The sequence below is a fragment of the Kribbella sp. VKM Ac-2571 genome, assembly GCF_004362255.1.
Lineage (GTDB): Bacteria > Actinomycetota > Actinomycetes > Propionibacteriales > Kribbellaceae > Kribbella > Kribbella pratensis.
In genome coordinates this window covers 111384-132777 of sequence record NZ_SNWS01000010.1, presented here as the reverse complement: position 1 = coordinate 132777, position 21394 = coordinate 111384, and the positions used below count along the sequence as shown (strand labels likewise).

At 67.7% G+C, this 21394-nt stretch carries 21 protein-coding genes; 11 read left to right on the top strand and 10 right to left on the bottom strand.

The genetic code is table 11. From position 1 onward, the window contains the following. Window positions 1–6 precede the first annotated feature (6 nt). From EV651_RS22660 to EV651_RS41930, 4 genes are all read right to left on the bottom strand, one after another. Window positions 7–495, bottom strand: coding sequence for a YbjN domain-containing protein (locus tag EV651_RS22660; protein WP_133787230.1), 489 nt, complete (start codon window positions 493–495; stop codon window positions 7–9). Continuing rightward, window positions 492–1742 carry a D-inositol-3-phosphate glycosyltransferase gene (gene mshA / locus EV651_RS22655; RefSeq protein ID WP_133787412.1) on the bottom strand — a complete coding sequence of 417 codons (1251 nt, stop codon included), beginning with the start codon at window positions 1740–1742 and terminating at the stop codon, window positions 492–494. The genes EV651_RS22660 and mshA overlap by 4 nt, the downstream gene beginning before the upstream one ends. A 108-nt stretch (window positions 1743–1850) precedes the next feature. Beyond that, window positions 1851–2771, bottom strand: a complete 921-nt coding sequence (locus tag EV651_RS41935) for a transposase (RefSeq protein ID WP_238157143.1) — start codon at window positions 2769–2771, stop codon at window positions 1851–1853. Continuing rightward, window positions 2690–3199: a helix-turn-helix domain-containing protein gene (locus tag EV651_RS41930; RefSeq protein WP_202870461.1), complete on the bottom strand. Its 510-nt coding sequence runs from the start codon at window positions 3197–3199 to the stop codon at window positions 2690–2692. The genes EV651_RS41935 and EV651_RS41930 overlap by 82 nt, the downstream gene beginning before the upstream one ends. 310 nt (window positions 3200–3509) lie before the next feature. Here EV651_RS41930 and EV651_RS22645 point away from each other — a divergent pair, with 310 nt between their 5' ends. The 5 genes from EV651_RS22645 (at window position 3510) to EV651_RS22625 (ending at window position 6840) form a co-directional block, all read left to right on the top strand. Further along, a complete protein-coding gene (locus EV651_RS22645) occupies window positions 3510–4505 on the top strand; it encodes a hypothetical protein (RefSeq protein ID WP_133787229.1) in 996 nt (331 codons plus the stop codon). Then, on the top strand, window positions 4502–5251 hold the full coding sequence (locus EV651_RS22640; protein WP_133787228.1) for an SDR family NAD(P)-dependent oxidoreductase: 750 nt from the start codon (window positions 4502–4504) through the stop codon (window positions 5249–5251). Before EV651_RS22645 ends, EV651_RS22640 begins: the two co-directional genes overlap by 4 nt. A 138-nt stretch (window positions 5252–5389) precedes the next feature. Next, window positions 5390–5818, top strand: a complete 429-nt coding sequence (locus EV651_RS22635; RefSeq protein WP_133787227.1) for a helix-turn-helix domain-containing protein — start codon at window positions 5390–5392, stop codon at window positions 5816–5818. Between the two features lie 31 nt (window positions 5819–5849). After that, complete coding sequence (locus tag EV651_RS22630; protein ID WP_133787226.1) at window positions 5850–6383, top strand: hypothetical protein; 534 nt, start codon at window positions 5850–5852, stop codon at window positions 6381–6383. A gap of 112 nt (window positions 6384–6495) precedes the next feature. After that, window positions 6496–6840, top strand: a complete 345-nt coding sequence (locus EV651_RS22625) for a DUF2516 family protein (protein WP_131460606.1) — start codon at window positions 6496–6498, stop codon at window positions 6838–6840. A gap of 3 nt (window positions 6841–6843) precedes the next feature. Here the strand turns inward: EV651_RS22625 and EV651_RS22620 are convergent, their stop codons facing one another. Next, window positions 6844–7635, bottom strand: coding sequence for a L,D-transpeptidase family protein (locus tag EV651_RS22620; RefSeq protein WP_133787225.1), 792 nt, complete (start codon window positions 7633–7635; stop codon window positions 6844–6846). A 93-nt stretch (window positions 7636–7728) separates the two neighbouring features. Between EV651_RS22620 and EV651_RS22615 the strand changes: the two genes are divergently transcribed. Further along, on the top strand, window positions 7729–8232 hold the full coding sequence (locus EV651_RS22615; RefSeq protein WP_133787224.1) for a macro domain-containing protein: 504 nt from the start codon (window positions 7729–7731) through the stop codon (window positions 8230–8232). Window positions 8233–8259: 27 nt separating this feature from the next. Here the strand turns inward: EV651_RS22615 and EV651_RS22610 are convergent, their stop codons facing one another. The 3 genes from EV651_RS22610 to typA all read right to left on the bottom strand — a co-directional run bounded on the left by EV651_RS22610 (window position 8260) and on the right by typA (window position 12552). Next, window positions 8260–8850, bottom strand: coding sequence for a L,D-transpeptidase (locus tag EV651_RS22610; RefSeq protein WP_133787223.1), 591 nt, complete (start codon window positions 8848–8850; stop codon window positions 8260–8262). A gap of 184 nt (window positions 8851–9034) precedes the next feature. Continuing rightward, window positions 9035–10690, bottom strand: coding sequence for a glutamate--tRNA ligase (locus EV651_RS22605; RefSeq protein WP_238157127.1), 1656 nt, complete (start codon window positions 10688–10690; stop codon window positions 9035–9037). Continuing rightward, entirely contained in the window at window positions 10690–12552 is a 1863-nt protein-coding gene (gene typA / locus EV651_RS22600) for a translational GTPase TypA (RefSeq protein ID WP_133787222.1), read from the bottom strand. The genes EV651_RS22605 and typA overlap by 1 nt, the downstream gene beginning before the upstream one ends. 266 nt (window positions 12553–12818) lie before the next feature. Here typA and EV651_RS22595 point away from each other — a divergent pair, with 266 nt between their 5' ends. Beyond that, on the top strand, window positions 12819–13454 hold the full coding sequence (locus EV651_RS22595; protein ID WP_133787221.1) for a TetR/AcrR family transcriptional regulator: 636 nt from the start codon (window positions 12819–12821) through the stop codon (window positions 13452–13454). On the opposite strand, the gene EV651_RS22590 is transcribed toward EV651_RS22595, so the two are convergent. Beyond that, window positions 13422–14582: an FAD-dependent monooxygenase gene (locus EV651_RS22590; protein ID WP_166658711.1), complete on the bottom strand. Its 1161-nt coding sequence runs from the start codon at window positions 14580–14582 to the stop codon at window positions 13422–13424. The genes EV651_RS22595 and EV651_RS22590 overlap by 33 nt on opposite strands. Window positions 14583–14664: 82 nt before the next feature. Further along, a complete protein-coding gene (locus EV651_RS22585; RefSeq protein WP_133787219.1) occupies window positions 14665–15621 on the bottom strand; it encodes an asparaginase in 957 nt (318 codons plus the stop codon). Window positions 15622–15829: 208 nt separating this feature from the next. Here EV651_RS22585 and EV651_RS22580 point away from each other — a divergent pair, with 208 nt between their 5' ends. Genes EV651_RS22580 through EV651_RS22565 form a run of 4 tightly spaced genes read left to right on the top strand, consistent with a single transcriptional unit; the run spans window position 15830 to window position 21391 of the window. Beyond that, window positions 15830–17134: a sugar ABC transporter substrate-binding protein gene (locus tag EV651_RS22580; RefSeq protein WP_133787218.1), complete on the top strand. Its 1305-nt coding sequence runs from the start codon at window positions 15830–15832 to the stop codon at window positions 17132–17134. Further along, window positions 17134–18021: a carbohydrate ABC transporter permease gene (locus EV651_RS22575; protein ID WP_133787217.1), complete on the top strand. Its 888-nt coding sequence runs from the start codon at window positions 17134–17136 to the stop codon at window positions 18019–18021. Before EV651_RS22580 ends, EV651_RS22575 begins: the two co-directional genes overlap by 1 nt. Then, window positions 18021–18950 carry a carbohydrate ABC transporter permease gene (locus EV651_RS22570; protein ID WP_133787216.1) on the top strand — a complete coding sequence of 310 codons (930 nt, stop codon included), beginning with the start codon at window positions 18021–18023 and terminating at the stop codon, window positions 18948–18950. Before EV651_RS22575 ends, EV651_RS22570 begins: the two co-directional genes overlap by 1 nt. After that, window positions 18947–21391 (top strand): beta-galactosidase, encoded by a 2445-nt coding sequence (locus EV651_RS22565; protein ID WP_238157126.1) that lies wholly within the window; start codon window positions 18947–18949, stop codon window positions 21389–21391. Before EV651_RS22570 ends, EV651_RS22565 begins: the two co-directional genes overlap by 4 nt. The last annotated feature ends 3 nt before the right edge of the window (window positions 21392–21394 follow it).

The window sequence follows — 21394 nt, the reverse complement described above, 5'->3', positions numbered from 1 at the left end:
CTCAGACTACCGAGGCTCCAGCCAGCCCTTGAACGCGTCCAGGTTCCGGGTGGACTCGCCGCGCGACACTCGCCACTCGTACTCGCGCCGGATCGACGACGCGAACCCCAGTTCGAGGATCGTGTTGAACGACGAGTCGGCGTACTCCAGCACCGCCCCGAGCAACCGATCGACCTCACCGGGTGTGATCGCGTGCAACGGGACCCGTCCGTCCAGGTGGATGTCACCCATGTGGTCGACGGCGAACGCGACGCCGTACATCTTCAGGTTCCGCTCCAGCAGCCACCGGTACACGGCCGCGTGGTTCTCGTCCGGATGCCGCGCGACGAACGCGTGCACCTGCACCGCCTGCGCGCCGACCGTCAGCGAGACCGTGGTCTTCAGCTTCCGCTCCCCCGGCAGGTCCGCGCTGAAGACGCCCGGCTCACTCTCGGTGAACTCGAGCTCGTTCTCGGTCAGCACCTGGCGGATCACGTCCGCCGCAGAAACTCTCACCCGGCTACCTCCGCGGCGATTTCCTTCGCCATTGTCTCCGCGGCGGTTCGGTACGCCGCCAGCGTCTTCCGCGCGGTCAGCTCCCAGCCGAACCCCCGGGCGTGCCCGACCGCCGCGTGGCTCATGCTCTCGCGGACGGCCGGATCCGTCGCGATCCGCGCCAGCGCGTCGGCGAAGTCGTCCACCGCGTGCCCGCGCACCAGGAACCCGGTCCGCCCGTCCAGCACCGCCGTACTCAGACCGCCGACGGCCGCCGCGACCACCGGCGTACCGCAGGCCTGGGCCTCCAGCGCGACCAGCCCGAAGGATTCCGAGTACGACGGAACACACACGACGGACGCCGCCCGGTACCAGTCGGCCAGCCGCGCGCGCTCCATCGGCTTCACGAACCGGGTCACGTCGTCGACCCCGAGCGCCCGCGCCAGCTCGGCGTGCGCCTCCGGGTGCTCCATCCCGTTGCCCGACGGTCCGCCGATGATCGCGACCACCAGCCGCGACCGCAGCGACGGGTCCCGCTCGAGCATCCGCGCCGCCGCCCGGATCAGCAGATCGGGCGCCTTCAACGGCTGGATCCGGCCGACGAACGCCAGTACGACGGCATCGGCCGGCAACCCCACCGCCTCTCGCGCGGCCGTCCGCGAGCCCGGACTGAACAGCTCCAGATCCACCCCCGGATTCACCACCCCGACCTTCGCGGGCTGGGCGCCGTACAGGTCGATCAGCTCGCGGGCCTCGTCGTCGGTGTTGGCCAGCAGCCGATCCGCGGCCTCGACGACCTGCTCCTCACCGATCAGCCGCGCGGGCGGCTCGGGTACGTCGTCGTCGGCGAGGCTGGCGTTCTTCACCTTGGCCATCGTGTGCATGGTGTGGACCAGTGGGACCGCCCAACGATCGCGAGCGAGCAGGCCGACCTGGCCGGACAACCAGTAGTGCGAGTGGATCACGTCGTACCAGCCGGGCTCGTGGATCGCCTCGGCGCGCAGGACGGCACGGGCGAACGTGCACAACTGGGCGGGGAGCTCGTTCTTCGTCAGGCCCTCGTACGGGCCGGCGGCGACGTTGCGGACCATCACGCCCGGCATCAGCTCGACCCGGGCCGGCAGCGCCGACGCGGTCGCCCGGGTGAAGACGTCGACCTCGATCCCCAGGCCGGCCAGTTGCTTGGAGAGCTCCACGACGTACACGTTCATCCCGCCGGCGTCCCCGGTCCCCGGCTGGTCGAGCGGTGAGGTGTGCAGGCTGATCATCGCAACCCGCCGGAGTGGACGGTCGGGGGAATCGGTCACTCGGTCAGGGTAACTCCGGGGCTTCGGCCGGGAATCGGGACTTCTCCGTTGCAAGTGAGTATTCGTTGGCTACACACTCACAGCCTCTGGCGAGGCGGTCCCGGTCTCACACGCTGGGCTGCCGGGTGGACGCTTCACAGCCACCTGCCCGGTGGTCCGGGTCTTCTGGTCGGCTCCACGTCCGTTTAACGTCTCCGCACCACTGACGGCGACTGCCAGCGCGGCGAGATTCCTCGCCGCGTTCTCGTCGCGGTCCATCACCAGACCGCACGACTCGCACCTGTAGTCACGCTCGGACAAGAGCAGCTTGGCTTTCACCACTCCACAGCCCGAACAGGTCTTACTCGATGGAAACCACCGGTCGGCCACGATCAGCCGCCCGCCGTTCCACTCGATCTTGTACGCCAATTGCCGCCGGATCTCACCGAACCCCGCATCCCCGATCCGGCGGGCCAGCCTGCGGTTCTTCAACATCCCGGCAACGTTCAGATCCTCCACGACGACGGTCCCGTACTCGGCCGCGATCGCCGTGGTGAACTTGTGCAGGGCATCGGCTCGCTGATACGCGACCGTGTGGTGAAGTCGGTTGCGCTGGGCATTGGCACGCTTCCACCGCTTCGACGGCACCCGGCCGGTACGGCGGTCCGGACCGATCCGCCGGGATACCCGACGCGACAGCCTGCCGAGCTTCCGCAGCGCCGCGTTCAGGTGCTTCGGGTTCGGGACCGGGGCGAGCGCCCGGTCCGGCTCGGCCAGCATCGCGAGGTTCTTGATGCCCAGGTCCACGCCGACCACCGCGTCGGGCCGCGCCGGCGCTCTGACGGTTGTGTCCTGTTCGACGGTGAACGACACGAACCATCGGCCGCGCTCGAACCGGATTGTCGCGGCCACGATCCGAGTCGTGCCCTTCAGCAGTTCCGGTGCTGGCGTCTCGTGCAGCCGGATGCGGCCGATGCGTGGAAGTACGGCGTACCGGTCGTCGCAGCCGATGGCGCCGGTGGTGAACCGGCACGACTTGGCGCTTTGCGCTTGGACTTGAACCGCGGAAACCCCACCACACGACCACGGCGCTTACCCTTGCGTGAGTCGGCCCAGTTCTTCAGTGCGACGGCGAGTTGGGTCAGGCCGCTGGCATAGGCCTCCTTGGAGTACTCCGCCCACCAGGGCGCAACACTCGCCTTGACCTGGTTCCAGGCGTTGCGCAGCGAGTACATCGACCAGGAGATCGCCGGAGTCAGTAGCTCGTCCGGGACGCCGTAACTAGTTTCGGCCGCCCGCTGATCCATGACCGCCTTGACCCGCCCAAGACCCCAGTTGAACGCCTTACGTGCCGCACCACAGTGCCCATCGAGGTACCGAGCCTGACGGGGACTGGGGTTGAGCGCGTACTTGTACGCCCGCAGCGTCACCACGGTCACTGGGACAGCTTCTCGGACACGGAATCGTCAGGCATACAAGCAGTCTCGCCTACCCCACCGACACGAATCGCCTGCCGACAACCGGCCCGCATCAGACCACGTCCGCCCAGGCCGCGACACCGGACTCATCGACCCCGCTTGACTGGCCGAGGCAGACAAGCCCCAGTGCCGCCGCCACAGGGCCATCAGCACATACCAGTAACCACACCTGCAACAGCCAATCAGCCCTATCCGTGGTGGGTCTACCACCACCCGGAGCGGCGTCCTCAGCCCACTGTGCTCTGGGCCGTCCGCCGAAAGCATTGAACACATGCGTACAGTCCTCGAAGAAGTCAGGTCCTGGCATCGCCCGCTGATGCTGATGGTGCTCGCCATGTCCGGTCTCGTCCTGACCGCCGGCATCGGCCTCGCGGTCGACGGCCGGGAGATCCTCCACGAGTCCGTGTGGCTCAAGCCGTTCAAGTTCGGCCTGTCGTTCGTCCTGTACGGCGCGACGCTCGCGTGGCTGCTCTCCAAGCTGCGTAAGGCGAAACGCTTCGGCTGGTGGACCGGCACCGTGTTCGCGATCACCGGGATCGTCGACGTCGGGTTCATCGCCGTACAGGCCGCGCGCGGGACGTTCAGCCACTTCAACGACAACTCCGACACGTTCAACCAGGTCGGGCAGAAGGTCTTCATGTCGGGGGTCATGGGACTGTTCGGCGCGAGTCTGGTGGTCGCGATCATGCTGCTGTTCCAGCGGATCGGCGACGCCCCGCTGAACCGGGCGATCCGGGTCGGCATCGGGCTGGCGGTCGCCGGTATGGGGCTCGCGTTCTATCTGGTCGGCTCGCAGAGTCAGCGCCAAGAGGTCACGGACGCCTACGGTCACCCGGTCACGTTGGCAGGCAGCCACGGTATCGGCGTCGAGGCGGGCGGCCCTGGTATGCCGTTGACGAACTGGAGCACTGTCGGTGGCGACCTGCGGATCCCGCACTTCGTCGGACTGCACGCGATCCACTTCCTGCTGCTGACGGTCCTCGCGCTGAGCGTCCTGGCCGCACGGGTCGAATGGCTGCGGCCGGAGCGCGTACGTCATCGCCTGGTCGGCGTCGCGGCCTTCGCGTACATCGGCGTGATGATCACCGTGACGGTGCAGGCGTTCCGTGGGCAGGCTTTGATCCACCCCGACGTACAGACGCTTGGTCTGCTGGGTGGATTCCTTGCGGTGAGTCTGGTCGCGCTCGCCGCGGTGATCGCGTCAGCCCGACGGCCCGTGAGACTCCCGGCCGAGCACACCGAGGCTTTTGAGAAACTTGAGGTATGACTTCGAGCGATCGTCGGTTGGCCGTGGTGACGGGTGCTAGCAGTGGGATCGGGGCCGCGTCGGCGCGGTACCTCGCCCGTGAGGGGTTCGAGGTGATCTGCGCCGCGCGGCGGCTGGACCGGATCGAGGCACTGGCCAAGGAGATCGACGGCCGCGCGGTGCAGTGCGACGTCACGTCCGCCGAGGACGTCGCCGCACTGACCGCCGCGGTCGGAGACGAGCTGCAGGTGCTGGTGAACAACGCCGGCGGGGCGTTCGGTCTGGAGCCGGTGGCCGACGCCGACCTGGACGCCTGGCGGCGGATGTACGAGGTGAACGTGATCGCGGTCGCCGCGGTCACCAAGTCGTTGCTTCCGGCACTGATCGCCGGGCGCGGCACGATCATCGTGATGGGGTCGACGGCCGGCCAGGTCGCATACGAGGGCGGCGGCGGGTACGTCGCCGCGAAGCACGGCGCGAAGGCCGTCGTCGACACGCTCCGCCTGGAGCTGTACGACCAGCCGGTCCGGGTCAGCGAGATCGCCCCCGGCATGGTCCGGAGCGAAGGCTTCGCCCTGACCCGCTTCAACGGCGACCAGTCCAAGGCCGACGCCGTGTACGCCGGCGTACGGGAGCCCTTGACGTCTGAGGACGTCGCCGACATCGTCGCCTGGATCGCGACCCGCCCCGCCCACGTCAACATCGACCGCATCACGGTCCGCCCCCGCGCCCAAGCCGCCCAGCACAAGGTCCACCGCGAGCAGTAGCAGCGACTTTGTGCACCACGTCCGCACGGTCGAGGCCGACTTCCACGGATGTGGTGCACAAGGTGGGTTGGGGCTGAGTGAGGCGGCTCACGGGGTGGGTGCTTGCAATTGCAAGCAGCTTGCTAGCACACTGGGGGCATGGCCAAGTTGAGTGATCGGGCGGCTGGGGCGGTGGGCTCCGTCGGGGAGTACCTCGCCGAGCAGCGGCGGCACGCGCAGCTGTCGTTGCGGCAGTTGTCGGACTTGGCCGGAGTGTCGAACCCGTACCTGAGCCAGATCGAGCGCGGCCTGCGGAAGCCGTCGGCCGACGTACTGCAGCAGCTCGCGAAGGCGTTGCGGATCTCCGCGGAGACCCTCTACGTACGGGCCGGCATTCTCGATCCGGACGACGACGCCGATGGCGGCCGGCAGGGCACGGGCGTGGTCGACGCCGTCCTGCTCGACCCCGCACTGACCGAGCGCCAGAAGCGCGTCCTGCTGGACGTCTACACGTCGTTCGTCCGCGAGAACTCCCCTGAAGAGCCCCCAGCGAAGAAGCCCACGGCTCGCAAGCGCAGCACCGAATAGACCTGCTGAAAACACCCCGAGGAGAAGCCTGATGGCTACCCGTACGCCTGTTACCCCGTTCTACGCGATCGCCGGCGCCGGCGACCTCGCGGTCGAGAAGGTCCGCGCCGTCGGCGAGGACGTGACTGCCCGGTTCGCGAAGCTCGACCAGAAGAACCTGCAGGTCGAGTTCACCAAGGAGCTGACCAAGGCGCAGGCCGAGCTGGCCAAGCGCTTCGAGGCGATCGTCGCCGACGCGCGCACCGCCCCGGCCAGGCTGCGCGAGCTCCCGAAGACCGCGCAGGCCGGTTTCACCACTGTCCTCGGCCAGGCCGAGGAGACCTACGAGGACCTGGCCGGCCGCGGCAAGGACCTGGTCGAGCGGATCCGCCACCAGCAAGCCACCGAGGACTTGGTCAGCACCGCCAAGACCACGGTGAGCAAGGCCAAGGCCACCCGCACCACCGCGAAGAAGACCGCCACGAGCGCGACCCGCAACGTCAAGGCGACCGCGACCAGCGCCCGCAAGACCGCGAAGGCCGCCGCCAAGGCCGCCGAGTCCGCGGCCGACAAGGTTGGCGACTGATCACCACAGTCAGTGACGATTCACCCACTTCAGGGTGAATCCTGGGATCGGGCGGTCCACAGCTGCGACTGAGCAGAGGTGGGCCGCCCGGTCTGTCGGTTAGGCTCGTAGCATGATCACCTTCCGGAGCCTGATCCCCGGGTTCGACGATCCGCTGTCGGTCATCTGGTGGGTGCTGCTTGCGATCAAGCTGGTCGCGCTCGCCGACGCGGTCTTCCGGCCACGGGCGGTGTTCATCGCTGCCGACAAGCTCACCAAGCCAGGCTGGGTGCTGATCCTGGTGGTGTTCACGCTGAGTCAGGTGTTCCAGGGCTGGCTGAGCTTCTTCGGCCTGATCGGCATCGTCGCCTCCGCCGTGTACCTCGTGGACGCCCGTCCCGCACTCCGCGCCGCCACCGGCCGTGGCCGCGGCGGCTGGGGCGCCATCCGCCGCCGCCGAGGCCCTCGCCCCCTGTAAGAACTACGAGCGGTAGACGACGACCTTGTCGCCGACGTGGACCTCGTCGAAGAGGACCTTGATCTTGGCCAGGTCACGGACGTTCACGCAGCCGTGGGACGCGCCGTTGTACCCGCGAGCCGCGAAGTCCGACGAGTAGTGCACCGCCTGGCCGCCGCTGAAGAACATCGCGTACGGCATCGCCGAGTCGTACAGCTTCGAGACGTGGTTCCGGCTCTTCCAGCCGACCGTGAAGCTGCCTTCCCGGGTCGCAGTCTTCACCGCTCCGAACCGGACGTCCATCTGCATCTTCACCACGCCGTCGACGACGTACCGCAGCTTGCGGGTGGTCTTGTCGATGCACAGCGCCACCCCGGTCGCGCAGCGCGCGTCGAGCTTCTTGCCGTTCACCACCGGCACCGGCGGGTACAGCTCGGTCTGGGTCGGCTCGTGCGTGACCTTCACCAACTGGTCCCAGGTGAACTGGTCGAGGTACCCGAGCTGGGGAATGCCCTTCGACTTCTGGAACTTCTTCACCGCGGACCGGGTCATGGTCCCGAACTCATTGTCCAGGTACCGCTTCTCGAGCAGCTTCAGTTGCACCAGCCGCGCCTCGACCTTGCGGACGTTCGTCCCGGTGGAACCGTTCTTCCACAGCGCCTTCGGGTAGATCGGCAGCTCCCCGCTGACCTCGAACGGCACCGTCTTCAGGTCCTGCGGGGCCGCGGTCGCGGTCGTTGCGGAACTCAGGAGTGCAGCAATCGCACCCCCAGCAACCAGCCCGCTCAGCACCTTGCGAATCAACAGCCCGCGCATCGGACACACCCTTCGGTCGCCCCGTTCCTACACTTGTAGGACGTCCCCACTGACGTTTCGGTTGGCCCCTCAGCGTACCGGAGGCAACTCCAGATGGAGATCGCACTCAGCACGGCGGATATCACCACGGTGCCCGCGGACGCGATCGTGAATGCCGCTCATCACGCCTTGCGCGGCGGCGGTGGGGTCGACGGGGCGATCCACCGGGCGGGCGGCCGCGAGATCCTCGCGGAGCTCATCGAGCGGTACCCGAACGGCACTCCCACGGGTACGGCGGTGTGGACCACGGCCGGCGCACTACCGGCGACGTACGTGATCCATGTGGTCGGGCCGAACTACACCGCCGGGCAGCGGGATCCGGCGCTGCTCGAGTCGTGCTACCGCAACGCGCTGCGGATCGCGGACGAGCTCGGCGTCCGGACGATGACGCTGCCCGCGGTCTCGGCCGGCATCTACGGGTGGCCCGCACAGTCCGCCGCGGACATCGCCGTACAGACGTTGCGCCGTACCCCGACCAATGTTGCCCAGGGCACCTTCTGCCTGGTGGAGCCGCGGCTGTACACGGCGTTCCGGAACGCGACAGCGGCCGGGGAGTAGTTCCCCGGCCGCTGTCGATGAGTCAGCTCACTTGCTGTAGACGACGACCTTGTCGCCGACGTGCACCCGGGAGAACACCCAGGCGATCTTCTTCTTGTCGCGAACGTTCACGCAGCCGTGCGAGGCGCCGTTGTAGCCGCGGGCCTTGAAGTCCGACGAGTAGTGGACGGCCTGGCCGCCGCTGAAGAACATCGCGTACGGCATCTTCGAGTGGTACAGCGACGAGACGTGGTTCTTCGACTTGCGGTAGACCTTGAAGACGCCGCTGCGGGTCGGCGTCCTCATCGCGCCGAACCGGACGTCCATGACCTGGACCGGCTTGCCGTTCACGACGTACACCAGCTTGCGGGTCTTCTTGTTGATGCAGAGGACCCGGCCCTTGGTCAGGCACCGGCGGTCGATCTTGTACTTGGCGATGAGCTTGCTGGTGGACGTGGCGGCGGTGGTCGTGACCGCGGCCTTCGGCGGCAGACCCACCGGCGCCGGAGCCGTCGTCGACTTCTGCGCCGACGCCGTCACCTGAGGCGCGGCCTCGGCCGAAGTGGTCGCCGACAGAGCGCCGACGCCCACGAACGCGGCGGCCGTCAGGGTAGCGCCGATCTTACGCAGAATCCCCATGTTTCCCTTGTCCTTCCCCCAAAAGAGTGCTTCCACAAGAACAGACGTCGGTACTTCACGTCTGGTTGGTAACGAATCAAAACTTTCTTCCCCCGACCTCTGCCCCACCAGTGGCCGAGCAATGGTGTATCACACCGACGGAGCTCAGGGCACGCTCCGTCAGCCACCGTTTCCAGTTCGTGCTCTAGGACGTCAGAGCACGCAGCCGACGCAGGACCTCAGGAGCTCCCAGAGCCTGCGCGGTCGCATGCAGATCGGGGCTGCGGGTGGCGCCGGTGATCGCGACGCGCACGAGCTGCGAGGCCTCGCGGATCGAGCCGACGTACGCGTCCGGATCCTTCTTGTACTCCTTGGCGTTCGGCGCGAACCGGTGCTTGCCGGCGAGAGTACGGATCTGGTCGAACCACGCCTGCGGGTCGCCGAGATGCTCGTAGTTCGCCACGAGATCCGCCGCGAACGCCGTGACGACGTCCGCCGCGACACCGAGCGGAACCAGCCGCTCGTCGGCCGGCCCGTCCACCGGGACGAACAGCTCGGTGAAGAAGAAGCCGTACGCCGGCCGGAAGTCCGACCACTTGCGCAGGTCCTTGCGCGGGTTCTCGACGCCGTCGCGCTCGACCGCGAGCGCCCGCAGCGCGAGGTCCTTCTCGTTGTCGAGCACGGGAACGAGTTCCGCGTCGTACTCCACGGCCCAGGCGCGCACCGCGTCGAAGATCTGCTGTCCGCTGAGCGTCGCGATGTGGTCGGCGCTGATGTCCTCGAGCTTCACGAGGTCGACCAACGGACCGGCGACCCCGCACAGGCTGATGTCGATCGGCGTCGTCAGCGCCTCGGCCAGCGGCAGCTCCGCGAGCCGTCCGTTGGCAAGGCCGCGCAGGTAGTACAGGACCGCGTCGGCCGGATAGCCGGCGGCGATGTAGAAGTCGACGCCCGCCTCGGGATCCTTGCGCTTCGACAGCTTGCGCTTGCCGCCCGGGATCTGCTTCATCAGCGGCGCGATGTGCGCGTAGGTGATCGGCTCGAACTCCAGCGCCGCGAACAGCTGCTGGTGCAGCGGCACCGAGGAGATCCACTCGTCGCCGCGGATCACCAGGTTCACCCGCATCAGGTGGTCGTCGACCGCGTGCGCGAAGTGGTACGTCGGGAGTCGCGGCGACTGGTCCGACGCCTTCAGGATGACCGCGTCGTTGCGATTCGCCTCGTGCTCGAGCCGGCCGCGGATCGCGTCCACGAAGCTGGTCCGCTGCCCGTCGGCGTCATCAGGGGTCCGGAAGCGCACGACGTACGGCGCACCCTCCGCGAGCTTGGCCGCGACGGCGGACGGGTCCGCGTCGCGCCAGATCGCCCACTTGCCGTAGTAACCGGTCGGGACCTTGGACGCCTGCTGGCGGGCGGTGATGTCGGCGAGCTCGTCCTTCGTCGCGAAGCACAGGTACGCCTTGCCCTGGCGGAGCAGGTGCCGCACGTAGGTCAGGTAGATCTGCTCGCGCGCGGACTGCACGTACGGCCCGTACGCACCGTGGTCCTTGTCCTCGTCGGAGCTGATGCCGAAGTACTCGAAGGCGCGCGCGAACTGCTCGAGCGCGCCCTCGACCTCCCGCGACTGGTCGGTGTCCTCGACGCGGACCAGGTACACCCCGCCGGTGTTCGACGAGATGTCCCGGTCGATCATCCCGACGTACACGCCGCCGATGTGGATGAACCCGGTCGGCGACGGGCCGAGCCGCGTGACCTTCGCTCCCTCGGGCAGCTCCCGCTGCGGATACCGGTCCTCCCAGTACTGCGGCTCGGGGAGGTCACTCGGGAACAGCCCGTCGATCACGGCACGCTCCAGCATCATCAGCTCTTCGACTTACGGCCGAGCTTGGCGCGCTCGATCTGGGTGAGGGCGACCTTGCGCATCCGGATCGCGTCCGGCGTGACCTCGACGCACTCGTCCTCGCGGCAGAACTCCAGCGACTGCTCCAGCGACAGCTTGCGGGCCGGCACCAGCTTCTCGAACTCGTCCGCGTTCGAGCGGACGTTCGTCATCTTCTTTTCCTTGGTGATGTTGACGTCCATGTCGTCCGAGCGCGAGTTCTCGCCGACGATCATGCCCTCGTACACCTCGGTGGCCGGCTCCACGAACATGGTGCCGCGCTCCTGCAGGTTGATCATCGCGTACGACGTGGCCGCGCCGGCCCGGTCGGACACGAGCGAACCGGACGGCCGCGTGCGCAGCTCGCCGAACCACGGCTCGTACCCCTCGAAGACGTGGTGCGCGATACCGGTACCGCGGGTGTCGGTGAGGAACTCGGTGCGGAACCCGATCAGCCCGCGGGCCGGGACCAGGAACTCCATCCGGACCCAGCCGGTGCCGTGGTTGGTCATCTGCTCCATCCGGCCCTTCCGGACCGCGAGCAGCTGGGTGACGGTACCGAGGTACTCCTCCGGGCAGTCGATCGTCAGCCGCTCGACCGGCTCATGCCGCTTGCCGTCGATCTCGCGGGTGACCACCTGCGGCTTGCCGACGGTCAGCTCGTAACCCTCGCGGCGCATCTGCTCGACCAGGATGGCCAGCGCCAGCTCACCACGGCCCTGAACCTCCCACGCGTCCGGGCGCTCGGTCGGGAGCACCTTCAGCGACACGTTGCCGACCAGCTCGCGGTCGAGCCGGTCCTTGACCAGGCGGGCGGTGACCTTGGTGCCCTTGGTCCGGCCGGCCAGCGGCGAGGTGTTGGTGCCGATCGTCATCGAGATGGCCGGCTCGTCCACGGTGATCAGCGGCAGCGGCTTGGGGTTGTCCGGGTCGGTCAGGGTGTCGCCGATCATGATCTCCGGAATACCCGCGATCGCGACGATGTCGCCCGGGCCGGCCGAGTCGCCTGGGACGCGCTCGAGCGCCTCGGTGACCAGCAGTTCGGTGATCTTGACCTTCTGGATCGTGCCGTCGTGGCGGCACCAGGCGACCTGCGCGCCCTTCTTCAGGGTGCCTTCGTGCACGCGGACCAGCGCGAGCCGGCCGAGGAACGGCGAGGCGTCCAGGTTGGTGACGTGCGCCTGCAGCGGCGCGTCCTCGGTGTACTCCGGGGCGGGCACGTTGTTCAGGATCGTCTCGAACAGCGGCTCGAGATCTTCGGAGTCCGGCATACCGCCGTCGGCGGGCTGGTTCAGCGAGGCGCGGCCGGCCCGGGCCGAGGCGTAGACGACCGGGAAATCCAGGGCGGACTGGTCGGCGTCGTGGTCGAGCAGGTCGAGGAACAACTCGTACGTCTCGTCGACGACCTCGGAGATCCGGGCGTCCGGACGGTCGACCTTGTTGACCACCAGGATCACCGGCATCTGCCGCGCCAGCGCCTTGCGGAGCACGAACCGGGTCTGCGGCAGCGGGCCCTCGGAGGCGTCCACCAGCAGCACGATCGCGTCCACCATCGACAGGCCGCGCTCGACCTCGCCGCCGAAGTCGGCGTGCCCGGGGGTATCGATGATGTTGATCGTCATCTGCTCGCCGTTGGCCATCTTGTGCCGTACGGCGGTGTTCTTGGCGAGGATCGTGATGCCCTTCTCACGTTCCAGGTCGCCGGAGTCCATCGCCCGCTCATCCACGTGCTGATGGGCTCCGAAGGCGCCGGACTGCCACAGCATCGCGTCGACGAGGGTGGTCTTCCCGTGGTCGACGTGGGCCACGATCGCGACGTTGCGCAGGTCGTTACGGACAGGCATGAAGGAGCGCTCCAGTCATCAGAGGGTGTGTAGGCGGTGGCTACGGCTGGTTTCACGTGCCACTCGACACAGGGCGCAGCCCTTTCAGTCTACCCGTCACGGCTCGTGTCCAGAAAACGGGAAGGTCCTTGACGTTTGTTGACTGGACGTCCAGTCTATAGACGGCGCCTGGGGAGGGGCCGGAACCACGGGGGGGCAGCCCGAAGCGCCGGGCACGAGGATGGGGGGTTGCCCGGCGCTTCAGGCTTCGACCGGGAGAGGAATCAGTGCCGCGATCGGCAACTGTCAATCAGGAACTGCGGGAGCGTTCCCGCGAGCGCATCCTGGCCGCGGCGCTGGAGACCTTCGCCGCCAAGGGCTACGAGGCCGCGTCGATCTCCGACATCACCGCCGCCGCGGGCGTGTCCCGCGGCCTGGTCTCGTACTACTTCGCCACCAAGGAACAACTGGCCGCCGAGCTCCTGGACCGCTGGCTGGACGGCATCGCGGGGATCCTGAACATCCAGGGAACTCCGGACGAACGACTGGCCGGCATCATCGACGGGGCCCTGATGGCGGCCGCGACCACGCTCCCGATCCAGCGGCTCGCGATCACGCTGATGATGCAGCCGACCACCCACGACGTGTTCGCCCGGGTCGAGCAGGCCAAATCCGACCGGCTGTCGCTGGTCGAGGACGCGATCCGCGACGTGTTCGCGGCCCGCGGCGCAGCCGACCCCGCCGTCGAGGAGATGTTGCTCAGAGCAACCTTGGAGGGGGTGACCGTCAAACTCGCGATCTACCGCGAGACCTTCCCCCTGGAAGCGATCCGCACCCGCCTGTACGCCGGCTACGATCTGCCCGCGCCGACTGCCCCGCTGCCGATCGCGTCACCCGCGGTCGACCGCTTGCGTGCCAAATGACCCGGGTGGGGTCCAGTCGAAGATCCGTGTGCCGTTCCTGAGCGCGGCCCGCGGCGGGGTGATCCGCAGCATCGCGTTCCGCAACCGTTGACCACGCGCACCGACCTCTGCGCCCGTCCGCCCCATCCACGCCGACCGGCTGACGATCCTCTGCGTACGCCGGTACCGCTGCGACTCGTACTCCCGCAGCCCAGCCGCCAGCTCACCACCGGCCGGAATCACCAACCCGAGCGTCACCGCGTCCTCGAGCGCCGAGTTCGCGCCCTGCCCGAGCGTCGGCAGCATCGGATGCGCCGCGTCCCCGATCAGAACCGTCCGCCCGATCGTGTACCGCGGCAGCGGCCGGTCCAGCACCCACACGTCGTGCCGGATCACCTCATCCGTCGTCTCGGTCAGCGCCCGTACGTCGGGAGCCCACGAAGCGAAGTACTGACGGACGGCCCGCACCTCGTCCCCGATCGGTCGGCCGCTCGGCATCGCGACGTACCCGTACCAATAGACCTCGTCGGCACTGATCCGCAGCGCCCCGAACTCGGCGCCCGGCCCCCACGTCATCGCGAACCGGTCGTCGACCGTGGTGTCGGGTGTCGCCGCACGCCAGCAACTGAAGCCGCTGTAGCGCAAACCCGTGGAAAACAAGGCATTTCTGGTCGTACTGCGGATCCCGTCCGCACCGACCACCAGATTGGCCCGCGCACTGTGCGTCCCGTCCGCCGACTCCCACGTCACCCGGGCCCTGTCACCACCGACCGCTCCAGGTTCGACCGCGGTGACCCGAGCACCTGTCACCAGGTCGGCGTCCTGCGCCTCGACCAGCGCCTGGTGCAACCGCCGCCGGTGGATCCCGATCATCCCGGTGTCACCACCATCGGGCGCTTTGAGCAACCATTTCCCGTCCCACCGCCGAGTCCCGGCCGCGCGTACGTCGTACCCACTCCGCCGGATCCGCTCCGCGGCACCGAGCTCCTCGGCTGCCCGTTGTCCGTTGACGGTCACCACAAGCCCCGCGCCGACCTCCCCCAGCTCCGGCGCACTCTCCAACACCCGCACCCGCCACCCGGCCCGCCTCAACGCCCCAGCGGCTGCCACTCCGCCGATCCCGGCTCCGACCACGATCGCCTCATCCACCCACCAACCATAGAAAACCCCGCCTTTCCGGAAACAAATGGTCGCCAGATGACGAAAAAGTTCCGGAAAGACGGGGCCGGGGTCAGGCGAAGGTCGGGGTGTGCGGGCGGACTGCGCCGACCACGTTGTCTCCGCCGGTGAGGTCGAAGTGGAGGTGGTTCTCGATCGTCTCGTTCGTGATGCCGAGGCGCTGGAGGGTCGCCGCCATCACGACCTTGCGGGCGCGCGGCGTACCGTCCTCGAGCTTCAGCGCGATACCGGTGCCGTCCGCGAGACCGACGGCGTACACGCCCTCGGCACCGGCTTTGCAGAACAGACCGTTGACGGCTCGCATCAGCTCGGCCTCGTCACGCGTACTCCCGCTGGCGTACTCGGGGTACGTGCGGAACGCGTCGGCGATCCGGCCTTCGAACGTGTCGGCGGCGGTGCCGGCGAACAGGCCGAACGAGCGGGCCAGCCCGGAGAGCGTGAGCGCGAAGATCGGCGCGCCGCAGCCGTCGATCGCGACGTAGGAGACCTTCTCGCCCGCGGCGTCCTCGATCGCGGCGCGGATCTCCTTCTGCAGCGGGTGATCCGGCGAGCGGTAGGTCTCCAGGTCCCAGTCGTTGAGCTTGCTGGTCAGCAGCATCGCGGCGTGCTTGCCGGAGCAGTTCATCACGACCCGCTCCTTGCCGTGACCAGCCTTGACCCAGGCGTCCCGGGTGTCGTCGTCGAGCGGGTATGCGACCGGGGTCTGCAGCGCAGTCTCGTCGAGGCCGGCGGTCGCGAGGATCTGCCGTACGCCGTCGACATGGAACTGCTCGCCGGAGTGCGAGGCGCCCGCGAGCGCGAGCAGCTTGCCGGTCAGCGGGAGGCCGTTGCGGAGCATGCCGAGGGCTTGCATGGGCTTGTTGGACGACCGCGGGAACATCGGCTGGTCCACGATGCCGACGGACCAGGCGACGGTGCCGTCGGGGTTGGTCACGACGACGGAGCCGCGGTGGTGGCCTTCGACGAAGTCGCTCCGGACGACGTCGGCCAGGATCACAGGTTCGGTCACGGCTGAACTGTACAGGTGCAAAACACCAGGTTGCGAATGATTCCCCTCGCAGGCCCGCGCACCGCCACGGGAAGCACCCGGTCACGGTTTGGCATTTCGCCGACCTGGGTCTTGCCAAGGGTTATTCCAATGATTAGTTTAACCGGCACCCAAACCCTCAGGGATCAACACAAACCCTCAGGGTTCAACACGTAGGAAGGTCAGCGCGATGGCGATGGACAAGGCGCAGGTTTCGCGTCGGGGATTTCTCGGGATGAGTCTGGCCGCGGGTGTCATCACGCTCACCGCGTGCGGTTCGGACAGCGACGACAAGGGCAGTACGTCGGGTAACGCCACCGCCGCCAACCTGGTGATGGCGGTGTGGGGCGGGGACGCCGACAAGACGGCGTACCAGAAGCGGATCGACCTGCTGGTCAAGAAGTTCCCCGAGCTGAAGGTGACGCTGCAGCTGATCCCGGGTGACGGGTACGCGCAGAAGGTCCAGACGATGATTGCCGGCGGCAAGGGCCCCGACATCATGCAGGTGGCCGAGAGCGTCAACGTCTACTCGAGCAAGAACCAGCTCCTGCCGCTGGACGACCTGGCGTCGAAGGCCGGGATCGACCTCGAGAAGCGGTTCGGCTCGATCGGCAAGCTGTACTCGTACCAGGACAAGGTCTACGCGATCCCGGACCGCTCCGGCGCGATGATCGTGTACTACAACAAGACGCTGTTCGACGCCAAGGGCATCAAGGCGCCGAGCGCGGACTGGACCTGGGACGACGCGCTCGCCGCGTTCAAGGAACTGACCGTTCCGGGCAAGCAGTGGGGCTACGCCGGCGGCGGGTGGTGGGCCCAGTGGTGGAGCTTCGTGTACCAGAACGGCGGCAAGATCATCGACGACAGCGGCAAGCCCGCGGTCGCCACCGACGAGGTGATCGAGGCCCTGCAGTGGACCGGCGACCTGGTGTTCAAGCACGGCGTCGTACCGACCAAGAAGCAGTACGCCGACATGGGCGCGGATGTCGGCGGCGACCAGGCGTTCGCCAATGGCAAGGTGGCGGTGAACACCACCGGGTTCTGGGCGATCGGCGGTCTGGCGAAGAGCAAGATCGAGTGGGACATCGCGCCGCTGTGGAAGGGCAAGCAGCAGGCGGTGACCGCGTTCGGCAGCGGCCTGGCCGTCTCCCGGACGGCGAAGAACCCGGATGCCGCCCTCAAGGCGATCGACTTCTTCACCTCACCGGAGGCACAGCAGCAGATCATCGCCACCGGCCAGGACGTGCCGGCCAACCTCGAGGTGCAGAAGAGCCAGGCATTCCTGAAGCCGGCCTGGATGACCAAGCCGGTGAACATGAACGTGTTCGGCGAGTCCAGCGACTTCGTCTACCGGGCGCCGTTCATCCCGGCCTGGAACGAGATGCAGAAGGCGTTCGACGACGGGCTGGCCGACTTCTGGCTGGGCAAGCAGGACGCGCGCACCGCGCTGACCGCGGTCCAGAAGCGACTCGAGTCCATCGTCAAGCCGGCCTGATGTCGAGGTTACGCCGCCGCGAGGCGTTGTGGTTCTACCTGTTCGCGTCGCCGTGGATCATCGGTTTCGTCGTGTTCCTGCTCGGGCCGATGATCGCGTCGATCTACATCTCGCTGACCGACTGGGACTCGTTCACCCCGCCGAAGTTCGTCGGGCTGGAGAACTACACCCGGCTGCTGACCGAGGATCCGGTGTTCTGGAAGGCGCTGTGGAACACGTTCTTCTACGCCGCGATCTCGGTGCCGCTCGGCCTCGGGATCGGCCTGTGGCTGGCGAACCTGCTGAACAAGCAGGTCCGCCTCCGCAAGGTGTTCCGGACGCTGATCTACCTGCCGACGCTGGTGCCACTGGTCGCGACGGCGATGATCTTCAAGATGGTGCTGGCCCCGTCCGGCCCGCTGAACGACGTACTCGGGGTGTTCAGCATCCCGGGCCCGTCGTGGCTGCTGGAATCGATCTGGGTGAAACCGGCGCTGATCCTGCTGTCCGTCTGGGGCGCCGGCGGCGCGACCGTCCTGTTGCTCGCGGCCATGAAGGGCATCCCGCGGGAGCTCTACGAAGCGGCCGAGGTGGACGGTGCGGGAGCGTTCCGGCAGTTCTGGAGCATCACCTTCCCGCAGCTGACCCCGATCATCTTCTTCAACCTGATCATGGGGCTGATCGGCGCGTTCCAGGTGTTCTCCCAGGTCTACATCCTGACCAAGGGCGGGCCGGACAACGCCAGCCAGATGATGGTTCCGCTGCTGTTCAACGAGGCGTTCTCCTTCTACCACATGGGTTACGCGTCGGCGCTGTCGTGGCTGTTGTTCGCGGTCATCCTGGTGTTCACGCTGCTCGCCTTCCGCACCGCCCGGCGCTGGGTGTTCTACGAGACCGAGGTGAAGTGATGGCCACCGTCATCTCCGCTGCCGCACCACCGCAGCAGGAGCCGCAGCCGGGACCGGAGCGGACCGCGAGCCGCGATCGGGTCATGGGAGTGTTCCGGGCGACGCCGTTCACCTATGCCACGTTGATCATCGTGTCGGCTGTGCTGTGCGTCCCGCTGGTGTTCGTGGTGTCGATCGCGCTGTCCAGCGACCAGACCGTCAACGCCAACACCTTCACGATCCTCCCCCGCGAGTTCCACTGGGAGAACTTCACGCGGGTGTTCAGCACCGACCTCCCGATGCAGCGGTTCCTGCTGAACTCGGTGATCATCTCGACCGGTGCGGTGATCGGGCAGATGCTGTCCAGCGGGCTGGTCGGTTACGCGTTCGCTCGGTTGCGGGCGCCCGGCAAGAACGCGCTGTTCATCGTCGTACTGGCGACCATGATGATCCCGGCGCAGATCACGATGATCCCGCAGTTCATCCTGTTCAAGGAACTCGGCTGGGTGAACACCTTCCTGCCGCTGATCGTGCCGAACTTCTTCTCCAACGCGTTCAACGTCTTCCTGGTCCGGCAGTTCGTGTCCCGGCTGCCGAGCGAGATCGACGAGGCCGCGATGGTCGACGGCCTCGGCTTCTTCGGCATCTACCGCCGGATCATGCTGCCGATGCTCGCCCCGGTGCTGATCGCGATCGGTATCTTCACCCTGACCGCCACCTGGGGTGATTTCATGGGCCCGTTGATCTACCTCAACGACGAGACCAAGATGCCGCTGGCGCTGGGCGTGCAGTACATCACCAGTACGTCGCAAGCACTGCAGGCGCCACCGTGGAACCTGGTGATGGTCGGGTCGATCCTGCTCACCTTGCCGATGATCCTGGTCTACTACCTGGGACAGCGGTACCTGTACGAGATGGACATCAGCGGCGGGAGTGCGGGGGTCAAGTGACGGTCGAAATGGACGCGCGCGGGATCCGGATCGACGGGGAGCCGCGAGTGCTGTTGTGCGCGTCGCTGTTCTATTTCCGGTTGCCGCCGGAGCAGTGGCGGGAACGGCTCGAGCAGATTCGCCGGTCCGGGTACACGTGTGTCGACGTGTATCTGCCGTGGAACTTCCACGAGCTCTCCCCCGGCCGCTGGTCGTTCGAGGGCCGCCGTGACGTCGCCGCGTTCCTGGATCTCGCGTTCGAGGTCGGGCTGCACGTCATTGCCCGACCCGGTCCCTACATCTGCTCGGAGTGGGACGGCGGCGCGCTGCCGGCGTGGCTGGGGCTGGACCCCGCGCTGCGCGTCCGGCAGAACGAGCCGCGGTTCCTGGCTCAGGTGACGGACTGGTTCGATCAGGTCCTGCCGATCCTGGCCGCGCGTCAGTACGGCGCAGGTGGCGCCGTCATCATGGTCCAGTTGGAGAACGAGCTCGACTTCTTCGACTGCGAGGACCGGCCCGGGTACCTCACCGCTTTGCGTCAACAGGCTCTGCAGCACGGTCTCGGCGTACCGCTGATTGCTTGCTCGGGGCAAGGAGATCTCTTCGGCGCCACCGGCGACGTGGAGGGCGTCGTACCGGCGTGCAACTTCTACCCCGACGACGACTCGCCGTTCATCGAGGAAGAGGTACGGCGGTATGCGCGGCTGCTCGCTGATCGCGGGCTGCCGCTGCTGATCACCGAGACGAACCGGCGGCACCGGACATTGCGGCGCCTGCTGGCGAGTGGTGCGTCGCTGATCGCGCCCTATCTGCAGTCGTCGGGATGGAATTTCGGTTACACCCCGTCGAGCGGGAACTGGGGGCGGCCGGGGAACTTCATGAGCCACGGCTACGACTTCGGTGGATACGTGTCGTCGACAGGAGTGGAGCGACCGGAGTTCGCTCAGGCGCAGGCGCTGGCCTGGGTGCTGGAGGCGCTCGGACCACGGCTCGCGTCAGCGACGCCGGGTAAGCCGATCCAGGTGACGACCGACTTTCCGACCAGCTCGTCGCACTCGGTGCTGGACCTGGAGGGCGGTGGCCGACTGGTCGCCGTACCGAACCTCGGTGCCGAGGACGGACAGGCGATCGTCGCGGGAATCCCAGTCGCGGTGGCGGCGGATTCGTGCCCGCTGATGGTGCTCGACCTGCCGCTCGGCGACACCACGCTCCGGCTGGCATCGGCCGACCTGATGGACACGAAGCAGGGCCTGCTGTTCTGCTCCGCCGTACCAGTGACAGTCGTCATCGGCAGCACCACGGAGCAGATACTGGTCGGCTCGTCGAGGATGGTCGAAGGTGTCGTGGTCACGGTAGAGCCGCCACCGGAGACTGACATTCCCGAGGCCTCCGATGAGGCACCGGGGACCATCCGGCGACGTACGTCGGCCGCACCTTCGACGCCGGCAGGGACTCACGAGCTCCCGCCGACGCTGGAATCTCTCGGCGTCTACCGCGGGCGCGGAACCTACACGACGACCACCGAGCTGACCGGCGAACTGCTTCTCGTCGGCGCCGCCGACATCGTGGACCTGTCGGTCGGCGGTCGCGTCCACACGCTGGCGGCCTTCGGTGCGACCGAACGCATCGACGTCCGCGGGCTCACCGGACAGATCCAGGCAACCGTCGAGATCTGGGGCCACGCGAACTTCGACGACACCCGCCTGCCGTCCCTGCGGCTCGGCGCGCTGCGCGGCCTCGGGTCGCTGTGGAACGTCCTCGAGACGCGCGACATCTCGGCGCTCTGGACAGTCCACGGGCACTGGGCCGGCGAGCCGGCCCCGCTGCGGAGCCTGACCGGCTGGAGCAGCACGCGCGTCGGCACGCCGATCACCTACACACGCCACCTCGAGACCGAAACGCCGGCGGCGCTGCATCTGGAAGGCGTTCGTGAGCCCGTCTCCGTGACTGTGGACGACGGCCGGCCACTCACAGTCCACGCCGAGGATCCGTGGGTGACCCTGCCCGCCGGGACCAAACAGATCTCCGTCACCGTTCCGCACAATCCGAGCGGCGGCGGTCTCCGTGCCGAGCTGCTCACACTGGACCCGATCGTCGACTGGACCTGCGCCGTACAGGACGACGAACTGCTGACCGCGTTCGCGCTCCGCCGCGAGTCCGGGCCCGCGATCGAGCTCCCGCTGACGCTCGCGCCGGGCGAGGAGGCCTGGCTCGACGTGGAGCTTCCAACGTTGGAGAATGGGTTGCTGGTGCGGCCGGAGGGGACTCAGGTCCGGATCACCGGGTGGGCCGGCGGGGAGTGCCTCGGACGCGTCTGGCTCGGTGACCGGCCGGCGTTCTCCGGCGGCGATCCCGACGTACTGTGGATCCCGCCGGGATGGTCTGGGCTGACGCTGCTGGTGCGGGGCGTGGACGGACCGGCCAGGCCGGAGCTTCGGGCAGTACGGATCGAGAACACCTAGGGG